The sequence below is a fragment of the Serinicoccus sediminis genome (genome assembly GCF_004153545.1).
GTDB lineage: Bacteria > Actinomycetota > Actinomycetes > Actinomycetales > Dermatophilaceae > Ornithinicoccus > Ornithinicoccus sediminis_A.
Genome location: NZ_SDVA01000003.1, coordinates 87810 through 101715, shown reverse-complemented (window position 1 = coordinate 101715; position 13906 = coordinate 87810). Strand labels below are relative to the sequence as shown.

At 73.7% G+C, this 13906-nt stretch carries 5 protein-coding genes; all 5 read left to right on the top strand.

The features are described from left to right. Positions 1–138 precede the first annotated feature (138 nt). The 5 genes from EUS26_RS04130 to glgB are packed head-to-tail and all read left to right on the top strand — an operon-like array spanning position 139 to position 13896. Positions 139–1857, top strand: coding sequence for a polysaccharide pyruvyl transferase family protein (locus EUS26_RS04130; RefSeq protein ID WP_130011922.1), 1719 nt, complete (start codon positions 139–141; stop codon positions 1855–1857). A gap of 1 nt (position 1858) precedes the next feature. Further along, positions 1859–4084, top strand: a complete 2226-nt coding sequence (gene glgX, locus EUS26_RS04125; protein ID WP_130011921.1) for a glycogen debranching protein GlgX — start codon at positions 1859–1861, stop codon at positions 4082–4084. A gap of 10 nt (positions 4085–4094) precedes the next feature. Beyond that, complete coding sequence (locus tag EUS26_RS04120; protein WP_130011920.1) at positions 4095–6185, top strand: maltotransferase domain-containing protein; 2091 nt, start codon at positions 4095–4097, stop codon at positions 6183–6185. A gap of 11 nt (positions 6186–6196) precedes the next feature. Then, positions 6197–7915, top strand: a complete 1719-nt coding sequence (treS, locus tag EUS26_RS04115) for a maltose alpha-D-glucosyltransferase (protein WP_130011919.1) — start codon at positions 6197–6199, stop codon at positions 7913–7915. Then, positions 7912–13896 carry a 1,4-alpha-glucan branching protein GlgB gene (glgB, locus tag EUS26_RS04110; protein WP_130011918.1) on the top strand — a complete coding sequence of 1995 codons (5985 nt, stop codon included), beginning with the start codon at positions 7912–7914 and terminating at the stop codon, positions 13894–13896. Before treS ends, glgB begins: the two co-directional genes overlap by 4 nt. Positions 13897–13906: the final 10 nt, after the last annotated feature.

Below are 13906 nucleotides of genomic sequence, written 5' to 3'. Positions count from 1 at the left end.
GTCGGCCCTCACTGTATGCCGTGCGCGCCGGCCCGCGACGTCCGCGGCGGGCCGCGTCGGGCGCGGGCCCGGGATTGGATAAGGTGCGGCGTCCGGCGCTGCGGCCCCGGGCCCGTCCCGGAAGGAGCCGTGATCCAGATGGCGCGACCACCCCGCCTGCGGGACCTCGCACGGGCCGCGCGAGCGGTGCGACGGCGGGGCCGGACCCGGCCGGCGACCGGACCGCGACCCACGGCGACGCTGGTCGCCCTGCGGCGCGGGCCGTCCGGCGACCTCCGCCTCGACATCACGGTCGACACCGTCACGGCCGGGGGCCGCGCCATCGGCGAGCTGCGGCTGCGCGACGGCCTCGACCTGGTGCCGTTCGCCCTCGCCCGGGCGGACCGGACCGACCGGGGCGCGCTCCTCGTCGGCCACCTGGACCCGCAGACCCTGGAGCAGCTCCCGGAAGGCACCTACGACGTGTCGGTGACGCTGCTGGCCCCCGGTGCCGGACGGCGGCTGGCCCGGGTGGCCGTCGCGACGGACGCCCCGCTGGCCACCCTGCCCCTCGTCGAGCCCTACGCCACGGCCCACGGCAACCTCAGCCTGCGGCGGCGCCGCGGTCGCGTCCTCGACCCGGGCGCCGTGGGGCAGGTCGCGGCCGTGACCGACGCGCGCTCCGCCGACCCCGCGCTGGCCGCGGCCCTCCCGGACCTCGCCGCGCGGCTGCGGACCGCCCTGGGGGCCACCGACGTCGGCTACCACCTGCCCACGCCGAGCACGGCCCGCTTCGACCACCTGGTGCCCGGGCTCGGCGTCAGCATCGACGTGTCCGTCGGCGACGGCGCCTGGCAGGTCACCGCCCGCCCGCGCGAGCGCACCTCGGCCCGCTTCCTGCGCAACACCCTCGTCGGGGCGGCGCGGATGGTGCGGCAGGAGGGCACCGAGGTGCACCACGTCACGGCGGCGGGAGGAGCCGTCCCCGTGGCCACCCCGGCCGCCGACGCGCTGCTCGCCGACCGGCTGCTGGCGCTCGTCGACCGGTTCCGCAGCTTCCTCGACGCCGGGCCCCGACCCGAGGAGCACGGCTTCGTGCCCGCCCAGTGGTGGGACGCCAAGCCCAACTTCGGCGACGTCCTCGGGCCGCTGCTGGTCCAGGAGCTCACCGGCCGACCGGCCATCAACGTGCGGTCCTTCCCCTCCGAGGACCCGGGACTGTTCACGGTGGGCTCCATCGCGGCGCACCTGGACCGCCCCGGCGCCCGGATCTGGGGGTCCGGCCTCATCGGGACGCTCAGCACCGCCAAGGCCCAGCACCTCGCCGACCGCCGACCGCGCAGCATCCACGCCGTCCGCGGCGAGCGCACCCGGGCCGCCCTGCGGGACGAGCTGGGCTGGGAGGTCCCGGAGGTCTACGGCGACCCGGCCCTGCTGCTCCCACGCTTCTACACCCCTCGGCCCTCCTCGCGCACCGCGGGCCGCATCGCGCTGGTGCCGCACTACATGCACCTGGACCTGCTGCCCGACCTCCCCGACGAGGTCGCCGTGGTCGACGTCCGCCAGGGGCCGGAGGAGGTGGTCGACCAGATCGTCGGCGCCCGCGCGTGCGTCTCCTCCTCGCTGCACGGGCTGGTCCTCGCGCAGGCCTACGGGGTGCCCTGGACGTGGTTGCGGGTCGGGGAGAAGACGCTGCACGGGGACACCTTCAAGTTCGAGGACTTCTTCACCACGCTCGACCGCGACGCCGTGCCGTTCCTCGACGTGTCCGCCGAGGAGCTCGCGAGCACGAGCTGGTCCGCCGTCGCGGGCGGCTCCCGGGTCCCCGCGTCCCGCTTCGACGCCGAGCGGCTGCTCGCCGCCTTCCCGGAGGTCTGACGTGTCCGTGCCCGTCCGCCCCCGCCGCAGCCTCGACCGCCCGCCGCCGCTGGGCGTCACGGCGACCGATGCCGGTCCCGAGCTCGCGGTGCTGGCCCGGCACGCCACCGCGGTCGAGGTATGCCTGTTCACCGGCGCCGGGGAGCGTAGGGTCCCCCTGACCCGGACTGCGCACGGCATCTGGTGGGACCTCGTGCCCGAGCTCGTCCCGGGGGCCCGCTACGGCCTGCGCGTCCACGGGCCGTGGGCGCCCGACCAGGGCCACCGGCACAACCCCGACAAGCTGCTGCTCGACCCCTACGCCGGCGCCCTCGACGGCGAGGTCGTCTGGCGCCCCGAGGTGTACGGCCACGTCGTGGGCGACCACGGCTGGACCGATCCCGAGGCGCGGGACGACCGCGACTCGGCCCCCTACGTGCCGCGCTCGGTGGTCGTCGACCACGGCACCTTCGACTGGGGCCAGGACACGAGACCGGAGGTCCCCTGGACCGACACCGTCCTCTACGAGGCGCACGTCCGCGGGCTGACGATGCGCCACCCGGAGGTCCCGCCCGAGCTGCGCGGCACCTACGCCGCCCTGGGCCACCCTGCCGTCCTCGACCACCTCACCCGCCTGGGGGTCACCACCCTCGAGCTGCTGCCGGTCCACGCCTTCACCTCGGAGGCGTCGCTGGTGCGTCGCGGCCTCACCAACTACTGGGGCTACAACTCCCTCGGCTTCTTCGCGCCCCACGCGGGGTATGCCGCGGCGCAGGACCCGCAGGGTGTCGTCGACGAGGTCAAGGGTGCGGTGCGTGCCCTGCACGGGGCGGGGATCGAGGTCGTCCTCGACGTCGTCTACAACCACACCGCGGAGCAGTCGTCCTGGGAGGGGCCGACGCTCAGCCACCGTGGCCTGGACCAGCGCACCTACTACCGCCTGGACGACCGGGGCCGCGACATCGACGTCACCGGCTGCGGCAACACCCTGGACCTGCGCGACCCGCAGGTGGCCCGGATGGTGCTGGACTCGCTGCGGCACTGGGTCGAGGAGTTCCACGTCGACGGCTTCCGCTTCGACCTCGCGCCCGCGCTGGCCCGCGGCCGCGACGACGCCTACGACCGGGAGCACGCCTTCCACGTGGCGCTGGAGGCCGACCCGGTCCTGTCCAGGGTCAAGCTGGTCGCCGAGCCGTGGGACGTCGGGGTGCACGGGTGGCGGACCGGGCAGTTCCCCGCCGTCTTCTCGGAGTGGAACGACCGCTACCGCGACACGGTCCGCACCTTCTGGCTGGCCGACGTCGCGCGTCGCCGGCACGGGCAGGGCGGCCACGGGGTCCGCGAGCTGGCCACCCGGCTCGCCGGCTCCGCCGACCTCTTCGACCATGACGGGCGCGGCCCCCTGGCCTCGGTCAACCTCGTCACCGCCCACGACGGCTTCACCCTGGCCGACCTCACGGCCTACGAGCACAAGCACAACGAGGCCAACGCCGAGGCCAACGGCGACGGGCACGGCGACAACCGGTCGTGGAACCACGGCGTCGAGGGCCCGACCGACGACGACGAGGTGCTGCGCGGGCGCCGGCGCTCGATGCGCAACCTGCTCGGCACCCTGCTGCTCTCCTCGGGGGTGCCGATGCTCGTCGCCGGCGACGAGCTGGGCCGCACCCAGCGCGGCAACAACAACGCCTACTGCCAGGACTCCCCGCTGACCTGGGTGGACTGGGACCTCGAGGAGTGGCAGGCGGCGCTGCTCGCGGACACCCGCACCCTGCTGGCCCTGCGGCGCGAGCTGACGCTGCTGCGCGGCACCGGGTTCCCCCGGCTCGAGGCCGTCCCGGGCCGCACCCGGCTGCGCTGGTTCGACGAGGACGGCGAGGTGCTGCGCGACCACCAGTGGAACGACCCGCACCGCAGCACGCTCACGGCGCTCTTCGACACCCTCCACGACGGCTCGCCCGCGGTCGGCGGGTGCCGTGACCCGGGCGTCGGGCAGCGGCAGGCCGTCGTCCTGCTCCTGCACGCGGGCGCCGGACGGGCCGCCCTGCGGCTGCCCCGGGTGGAGGACGTCCGGTCCTGGCAGGTGCGCCTCAGCAGCGGGGACGAGCCCGCGGCCGGAGGCCGGGTGGACCCCGCGCACCTGGTCGAGGTCGGCCCGACCAGCCTCACGGTGCTCACCGCGACGCTCGACGGGACCGGCCCCGGGGCCCCGGCCCTGCGCGTGGTCTCCGAGACGGAACCCCGGTAGGTTGGTGCGAGTGACCGAGCACTCGACCACGCCCCTCCCGTCCACCCCCGCGTCCGGACGGCCCACGCCCTCCACGATCGACCGCTCGGCCCTCGCGGCCGTCGGCCAGGAGCCCTTGGGCCGCATCCCCGTCCTCGACGTGGAGCCCGTCGTCGACGGCGGCCGCCGGCCCACGAAGTCCGTCGTCGGGGAGGTCTTCACCGTCACCGCCACGGTCTTCCGCGAGGGCCACGACGCGGTCAACGCGACGGTCGTGCTGACCGACCCCGACGGCGACGAGCACCACGTGCCGATGACCTGCACCAACCCCGGCCTGTCGCACTGGGAGGCGCGGGTGCACGCCGACCGCGCGGGCGTCTGGGGCCTGCGCGTCGAGGGGTGGTCCGACCCCTACGCCACCTGGGAGCACGACGGCACCATCAAGGTCGAGGCCGGGGTGGACGTCGAGCTCATGCTCGAGGAGGGCGCCCGGGTGCTGGAGCGCGCCCTCGACGGCGGCCGGCACGACGACGCCGACCGGCAGGTGCTGCAGGACGCCGTCGACACCCTGCGCCGCAGCGCCCTGCCCGTGCCCGAGCGGCTGCACGCCGGCACCGCGCCGCAGGTCGAGGAGGTCCTCGCGCGCACCCCGCTGCGCGAGCTCGTCAGCCCGTCCCCGCGCTACACCTGGCTGGTCGAGCGCCCGCTGGCGCTGACCGGGGCGTGGTACGAGATCTTCCCCCGGTCCGAGGGCGCCACCCAGGACCCGGAGACCGGGCTGTGGACCAGCGGCACCTTCGGCTCGGCGCAGGAGCGGCTGCCCGCCATCGCCGACATGGGCTTCGACGTGGTCTACCTCACCCCGGTGCACCCCATCGGGCGGACCAACCGCAAGGGCCGCAACAACACCCTGGACGCCGGTGAGCACGACCCCGGCTCGCCGTACGCCATCGGCTCGGCCGAGGGCGGGCACGACGCGCTGCACCCGGACCTGGGCGACTTCGCCGACTTCGACGCGTTCGTCGCGCGGGCGCAGGACCTCGGCCTGGAGGTGGCGATGGACATCGCCCTGCAGGCCTCCCCCGACCACCCGTGGGCCAGCGAGCACCCCGACTTCTTCCAGATCCGCGCTGACGGCTCCATCGCCTACGCCGAGAACCCGCCGAAGAAGTACCAGGACATCTACCCGGTCTTCTTCGACAACAGCCCCGACGAGGTGTATGCCGAGATCCGCCGGGTCGTGCAGGTGTGGATCGACCACGGCGTCCGCATCTTCCGGGTCGACAACCCGCACACCAAGCCGGTGAACTTCTGGCAGTGGCTCATCGCCGACGTCGCGAAGGACCACCCGGAGGTCATCTGGCTCGCCGAGGCCTTCACCAAGCCGATGATGATGCGCACCCTGGCGAAGGTGGGCTTCCAGCAGTCCTACACCTACTACGCCTGGCGCAGCACCGCGGCCGAGCTGGCCGAGTACGTCACCGAGCTGGCCACCGAGACCGCGGCCTACATGCGCCCCTCGTTCTGGCCGACGACGCACGACATCCTCACGCCGTACATGAGCAACGGCGGGGTCACCGCCCACCTCGTGCGCTCGGCGCTGGCCGCGACCCTGGTGCCCACCTACGGCATCTACGCCGGGTTCGAGCACGTCGAGGACGTCCCGCGCCCGGGCGCCGAGGAGCACGTCGACAACGAGAAGTACGAGTACAAGGACCGTCGCTGGGACGAGCCGGTCGAGGGCCGGCCCGACCTCACCGGCTGGTTGACGATGCTCAACCGGATCCGGGCCGAGCACCCGAGCCTGCACTGGCTGCGCAACGTCACCTTCCACCACGCCGAGGACCAGAACCTCCTCGTCTTCTCCAAGCACGGCGGCGGTGCCGGTGACGGCTCGGCGCAGGACACCGTCCTCGTCGTCGCCAACCTCGACCCCTACACCGTCCGCGGCAGCCGGCTGCACCTCGACCTCCCGGCGCTGGGGCTGTCCTGGGGCGACCGCTTCCAGGCGCACGACCTCGTCACCGGCACGACGTGGGAGTGGGACGACGCGCCCTACGTCGAGCTCGGTCCCGGCTACGGCCACGAGCCGGTCCACATCGTCCACGTCACGACCGCCTGAGAAGGAGCACGATGCGCGGGTTGAACCTCCACCAGCCAGGGCTGAAGAACGACCCCGACTGGTTCCGCAAGGCGGTCTTCTACGAGGTCCTGGTGCGGGCCTTCGACGACTCCACCGGGTCCGGGTCGGGCGACTTCACCGGGCTGATGAACCGGTTGGACTACCTGCAGTGGCTCGGGGTCGACTGCCTGTGGCTGCCGCCGTTCTACGCCTCGCCGCTGCGCGACGGAGGGTATGACGTCGCGGACTACACCGCGGTGCTGCCCGAGTTCGGCACCCTGCCGGACTTCCGCGAGCTCATCAGCCAGGCGCACGCGCGCGGCATCCGCATCATCACCGACCTGGTGATGAACCACACCAGCGACCAGCACCCGTGGTTCCAGGCCAGCCGCTCGGACCCCGAGGGCCCCTACGGCGACTTCTACGTGTGGTCGGACACCGACGAGAAGTACGCCGACGCCCGGATCATCTTCGTCGACACCGAGACCTCGAACTGGACCTTCGACCCGGTGCGCCGGCAGTTCTTCTGGCACCGCTTCTTCTCCCACCAGCCCGACCTCAACTTCGAGAACGAGGCGGTCGCGGAGGCGATGTTCGACATCGTCCGGTTCTGGATGGACCTCGGCATCGACGGCTTCCGGCTGGACGCCGTGCCCTACCTCTTCGAGGAGGAGGGCACCAACTGCGAGAACCTCCCGCGCACCCACGAGTTCCTGGCCCGGCTGCGGGCGATGGTCGACGAGGAGTACCCCGGCCGGGTGCTGCTGGCCGAGGCCAACCAGATGCCGGCCGAGGTGGTCGACTACTACGGCACCCCTGAGGCGCCGGAGTGCCACATGTGCTTCCACTTCCCCGTCATGCCGCGGCTCTACTACTCGCTGCGGGAGGAGAAGGCCGAGCCGATCGTGCGGGTCATGGAGGAGACGCCGCGCATCCCCGAGGGCACCCAGTGGGGCACCTTCCTGCGCAACCACGACGAGCTCACCCTGGAGATGGTCTCCGGCGAGGAGCGGTCGGCGATGTACGGCTGGTACGCACCGGACCCGCGGATGCGCGCCAACGTCGGCATCCGGCGCCGGCTGGCCCCGCTGCTCGACAACTCCCGCGAGGAGATCGAGCTCATCAACGCGCTCCTGCTCTCGCTGCCCGGGTCGCCGTGCCTGTACTACGGCGACGAGATCGGCATGGGCGACAACATCTGGCTCAGCGACCGCGACGCCGTCCGCACCCCCATGCAGTGGACCCCGGACCGCAACGCCGGGTTCTCGACCGCCGACCCGGGCAAGCTCTACCTCCCGGTCATCAGCTCGCTGGTCTACCACCACAACAGCGTCAACGTCGAGGCCGAGATGGCCAGCGGGTCCTCCCTGCTGCACTGGACCCGCGGCATGCTGCAGGTGCGGGCCGAGCACGAGGTCTTCGGCATGGGCGAGTACCTCCCGTGCGTCGCCGACAACGACGCGGTGCTGGCCTTCGCCCGCGCCCTGCCCGTGGGCGGCGACGAGGAGGACCGGGAGGGCTACCCCGCGGTGCTGTGCGTCAACAACCTGTCCTCCCGGCCGCAGGCCAGCACCATCACCCTGCCCGAGCGCCTGCACGGCGCGGACGTGCGCGACCTCTTCGGCGGGCACAACTTCCCGGACGTCGACGAGGACGGCACGGTCACCCTCAGCATGGGCTCGCGCGGGTTCTACTGGCTGGGCCTGACCCCGAAGGAGGAGCAGCGATGACCCCGCTCACCCCGACGTTCGAGGAGTTCCTGCCTGCCTGGGTCGCCCGGCAGCGGTGGTTCCGCGGCAAGCAGGCCGGCGGCGAGGCGCCACGGCTGCGGCGGGTCTCCAGCATCCGCTGGGAGGACCCCTACGGCGAGGTCGGCATCGAGGACCACATCGTCGTCGACGAGACGGCGGGCGGCGCGCAGGAGCCGACCGTCTACCAGATCCCGCTCACCTACCGCGCCGAGGCGGTGCCCTTCCTCGCGCACGCCCTCGTCGCCACCGCGGAGCACCCCGAGCTCGGCACCCGCTACATCTACGACGCCGCGCACGACCCGGTCTTCTCGCACGTCCTGCTCTCGGAGATGGCCTCCGAGCACGACGTGCCCGCGGCCCGCGCGCGGCGGGTCGCCCCGGAGGGCGAGCGCCCCGCCCTGGCCACGGCGAGGGTCCTGTCCGGCGAGCAGTCCAACACCTCCGTCATCGTGGAGACCCACCGGGGCGGGCGGCCCCTCATCATCAAGCTCTTCCGCGTGCTGCACGAGGGCGAGAACCCGGACGTGTCGGTGCAGACCGCCATCAGCCGCAGCGGCTCGGGCACCCACCTCGTGCCCGACCCGTTCGGCTACGTCGAGGGTCGCTGGTCCACCGACGCGGGGCGCGAGGTGCGCGGCCACCTGGCCTTCGCCCAGGAGTTCCTCACCGGCACCGAGGACGCCTGGCGTCAGGCCCGGGTCGCCGCCGACGCCGACGACGACTTCAGCGAGCGCGCCCGCACCCTGGGGGCGGCGACCGCCGCGGTGCACGCGGCGCTGCGCGAGGCCTTCGGCGGGCGTCCGGCCGACGATCGTCGGGCCGAGCTGGTCGCCCAGATGCGCGACCGCGCCGAGCAGGCCTTCCGGGACGCCCCCGCGCTGGCCGAGCACCGCGACGCCGTGCTGGCGGTCTACGCGGGGCTGGAGGCCGCGGCCCTGCCCGAGCTGCAGCGGGTGCACGGCGACTACCACCTCGGGCAGGTCCTCGACGCCCCCGGCCGCGGCTGGGTCCTGCTCGACTTCGAGGGCGAGCCGCTGCGTCCGCTGGCGGAGCGGACCGAGCCCGACCTCGCGCTGCGCGACGTCGCGGGCATGCTGCGCTCCTTCGACTACGCCGCGGCGGCCGCCGCGGACGACCGTGACGGGTGGGCCGCGGCCGCTCGCGAGGCCTTCCTCGAGGGCTACGCCACCGAGGCCGGCGCCGACCCGCGCTCCGAGGCCGGGTCCGCTGCGGTGCTGGCCGCCCTGGAGCTGGACAAGGCGCTCTACGAGGTCAGCTACGAGGCCCGCAACCGCCCCGACTGGCTCCCGATCCCGCTGGCCGCCGTGCACCGCCTCCTGGGTGGCGGCACGGTGCCGGCCGACCTCCCGGGCGCCGCGAAGACCCCGGCCGACGTCCCGGGCGCCGCGGCGATCCCGGCCGACGTCCCGGCCGAAGCGGAAGGCTCGGGCGAGGGCCGCCACCGCGAGGTCGCCGGGGAGCCGGCGAGCGCGGCGGAGACGTTCCCCACCGAGGCGGGGCGACACCGCCGCGTGCACGACGACAGCACGGAGGAGACGACCATGGGTGACGACGACGTGCAGCAGGACGTCCCGGCGCAGCAGGAGCAGGCCGCCGGCCCGACCCCGGCCCCCGCCGAGGTCGACGACGACTACGGCTCCTCCCTCATCGAGGTGGAGCGCCACGACGGCCCCCTGTCCCACCCGCCCACCGGTGACCGGCGCGCCGCCAGCGGCAGCGCCTCCGGAGTCGCTGCCCCTGGCGGCGCCAGCGGCGGCTACCCCCACGCCCCGGTGCCCCCGCCGGAGGACATGCAGATCGAGACGGTCCCGCCGGGTCGACGCACCGGCGAGGACGTCGAGCTCGGGCCCCGCGACCGCCAGCCCGCCAGCGGGTGGTCCGGCGAGCCGCAGGGTGACCCGGAGGTGCTGCGCGCCACCGCGTGGGAGGAGGCGACCGAGGGCGTCGTCACGGCCCACCCCCGCCCGACCGGTGTCCGGCGCGCCCTGGCCGAGCCCGTCGAGCCGGCCGCGCCACACACCCTGCCCCTCGACCTGGAGGAGGCGACCGACGTCGTCGACGGGCTGCACCGCAACCCGCACACGCTGCTCGGGGCGCACGTCTTCGACGGTCACGTCACCGTCCGCACCCTCCAGCCGGACGCGCAGCTGGTCGAGGTCGTGCTGGCCGACGGCGTCCGCGTGCCGATGTCGCACGAGACCAGCGGCATCTGGGTGGCGGTGCTGCCCGTAGCGACCGTCCCGGCATACCGGCTCAAGGTCGACACCGGGCGGGGCGCCCACCTCGTCGACGAGGCCTACCGGCACGGACCCAGCCTGGGTCAGACCGACCTGCACCTCATCGGCGAGGGCCGGCACGAGGAGCTGTGGCGGGCGCTGGGCTCCCGGGTGATGACGGTCCGCGACGAGCTCGGCGAGGTCACCGGCACCCGCTTCGCGGTCTGGGCCCCGCACGCCGTGGCCGTCCACGTCGTCGGCGACTTCAACGGGTGGAACGGCGCGACCCACGCCCTCCGCGCGCACGACGACGTCGGCGTCTGGGAGCTGTTCGTCCCCGGCGTCCGCGAGGGCGCCCACTACAAGTACGACATCACCGGCCCGGACGGCGTGCGCCGCGCCAAGGCCGACCCGATGGCGCGCGCGAGCGAGGTGCCGCCGTTCAACAACTCGGTCGTCACCGTCAGCACGCACCGCTGGGGCGACGCGGAGTGGATGGCGGCCCGCGCGGCCGGTGACATCCACCACGGGCCGATGAGCATCTACGAGGTGCACCTCGGCAGCTGGCGCAAGGGCCTGGGCTACACCGAGATCGCCGACCAGCTGGTCCCCTACGTCGCGCAGATGGGGTTCACCCACGTCGAGCTCATGCCGGTCATGCAGCACCCGTACGGCGGGTCGTGGGGCTACCACGTCACCGGCTACTACGCCGCGGACAGCCGGTTCGGGCACGAGGACGGCCTGCGCTACCTCATCGACCGCCTGCACCAGGCCGGGGTGGGGGTCATCCTCGACTGGGTGCCCGGGCACTTCGCCACCGACCCGTGGGCGCTGGCCCGCTTCGACGGCACACCCCTCTACGAGCACCCGGACCCGCGCAAGGGCTGGCACTCGGAGTGGGGCTCCTACATCTTCGACTTCGGGCGCCCCCAGGTCCGCAACTTCCTCGTCGCCAACGCGACCTACTGGCTGGAGGAGTTCCACGCCGACGGCCTGCGGGTCGACGGCGTCGCCTCGATGCTCTACCTCGACTACTCGCGCGAGGAGGGCCAGTGGGTTCCCAACCAGTACGGCGGGCGGGAGAACCTCGAGGCCGTCGCCCTGCTGCAGGAGACCAACGCCACGGCCTACCGCCGCTCCCCCGGCGTCGTCATGATCGCCGAGGAGAGCACCTCCTGGCCCGGCGTCACCGCCCCCACCGACGAGGGCGGGCTCGGTTTCGGCTTCAAGTGGAACATGGGGTGGATGCACGACACCCTCAACTACCTGAGCGCCTCGCCGTTCACCCGGTCGCACACCCACCACACGCTGACCTTCTCGTTGGTCTACGCCTTCAGCGAGAAGTACATCCTGCCGATCAGCCACGACGAGGTCGTGCACGGCAAGGGCTCGCTGGTGCGCAAGATGTCCGGCGACGCGTGGCAGAAGTTCGCCACCACCCGGGCCTTCCTGGCCTACCAGTGGAGCCACCCGGGCAAGCAGCTGCTCTTCATGGGCAGCGAGTTCGCCCAGGCCCGCGAGTGGGCCGACGGCGGGACGCTCGACTGGGAGCTCACCGAGCGCCCCGAGCACGCGGGCGTGCAGTCGCTGGTCCGTGACCTCAACCGGCTCTACGCCGAGCTGCCCGCCCTGTGGGAGATCGACCACCACGAGCACGGCTTCAGCTGGCTGGACGCCAACGACACCGGCCGCAACCAGTACTCCTACCTCCGCTGGGGCAACGAGGGGCCGGACGGCCTGCGCCCGGTGCTCGCCTGCGTCGTCAACTTCAGCGGCGTCCCGCACCACCAGGTGCACGTCGGTCTGCCCTACTCCGGCCGGTGGCGCGAGGTGCTCAACACCGACGCGCAGACCTACGGCGGGTCGGGCGTCGGCAACCTCGGCGCGGTCGAGGCGGTCGAGGAGCCGCACCAGGGCCAGCCCTTCTCGGCGCTGGTGACCGTGCCGCCGATGGGTGCCGTCTGGTTCGTGCCCGACCCCGACGACGACGGGTCGACCACGGCCCTCGAGGGCGCGCAGGGCGAGACCCCCGAGGGCGGCGACGGCGGCGGTGGTCGCCACCCCCGCGCCGGGCAGCCCGCCCAGGAGGAGGACCTGACCGACGTCGAGGCGCTGGTCACGGCATACACCCAGGTCGTGCCGGACCCGGACGACCTCGACCAGCAGGTCGCCTTCGGGACCTCCGGGCACCGCGGCAGCTCGCTGGACGGCGCCTTCAACGAGCACCACATCCTGGCGACGACGCAGGCGATCTGCGACTACCGCGCCGAGCAGGGCACCGACGGCCCGCTCTTCCTCGGGCGGGACACGCACGCGCTGTCCGAGCCGGCCTGGCGCAGCGCGCTCGAGGTGCTCGTGGCCAACGGGGTCGACGTCCGCGTCGACGAGGGCGACGGCTACACCCCGACCCCGGCGGTGTCGCGGGCCATCCTCGCGCACAACCGGGAGACCGAGGGCGCGGTCGGCGAGGCGGACGGCATCGTCGTGACGCCCTCGCACAACCCGCCCCGCGACGGCGGGTTCAAGTACAACCCGCCGCACGGCGGCCCGGCCGACACCGACGCCACCGGCTGGATCGCCGACCGCGCCAACGCGCTGCTGCGCGCCGGCCTGGACGGCGTGCGCCGGGTGCCGGTGGAGGACGCGGTCGCGGCGGCCGGTCGCTACGACTTCATGGGCGAGTACGTCCGGGCGCTGCCCCGCGTCATCGACGTCGACGCCATCCGCGAGGCCGGCGTGCGCATCGGCGCCGACCCGCTCGGCGGGGCGTCGGTCGACTACTGGCGGGCGATCGGCGAGGCCCACGGCCTCGCCCTCACCGTGGTCAACCCGAGGGTGGACCCGGCCTGGTCGTTCATGACGCTGGACTGGGACGGCAAGATCCGCATGGACTGCTCGTCGGCCGACGCCATGGCCTCGCTCATCGAGGTGATGAGCGGGGACGCCGACTACGACGTCGCGACCGGCAACGACGCGGACGCCGACCGGCACGGGGTCGTCACCCCCGACGGCGGCCTGCTCAACCCCAACCACTACCTCGCGGTCGCCATCGACTACCTCTACGGCGGGGCGCGGCCGGACTGGCCGCAGGGCACCGCGATCGGCAAGACCCTCGTCAGCTCCTCGATGATCGACAAGGTCGCCGAGGGGCTGGGCCGCGAGCTCACCGAGGTGCCGGTCGGCTTCAAGTGGTTCGTGCCCGGGCTGCTGGACGGCTCGATCGCCTTCGGTGGCGAGGAGTCGGCCGGGGCGTCGTTCCTGTGCCGGGACGGCTCGGTGTGGTCGACGGACAAGGACGGCATCATCCTGGCGCTGCTGGCGGCGGAGATCATCGCGCGCACCGGGCGTTCGCCCTCGCAGCGGTATGCCGAGCTCGTCGAGGAGATCGGTGGCGGCCGGGCGCCGGCCTACGCCCGCGTGGACGCGCCGGCCGGCCGGGAGCAGAAGGCGCGGCTGAAGAAGCTGTCGGCCGACGACATCTCGGCCACCGAGATCGCCGGCCAGCCCATCACCGCCATCCTGACCGAGGCACCCGGCAACGGTGCAGCCGTCGGCGGGGTCAAGGTCTGCACCGAGGACGCGTGGTTCGCGGCCCGTCCCTCGGGCACCGAGGACGTCTACAAGATCTACGCCGAGAGCTTCCGCGGGCCCGAGCACCTCGCCCAGGTCCAGGCCGAGGCCCAGCAGGTCGTCGACGCCGCGCTCGGCAGCCCCGACGCCTGACCCCGCACCC

Coding starts and splice junctions, on each gene's coding strand:
- EUS26_RS04130 (WP_130011922.1), top strand. CDS start 139: ATGGCGCGACCACCCCGCCTGCGGGACCTCGCACGGGCCGCGCGAGCG.
- treS (WP_130011919.1), top strand. CDS start 6,197: ATGCGCGGGTTGAACCTCCACCAGCCAGGGCTGAAGAACGACCCCGAC.
- glgB (WP_130011918.1), top strand. CDS start 7,912: ATGACCCCGCTCACCCCGACGTTCGAGGAGTTCCTGCCTGCCTGGGTC.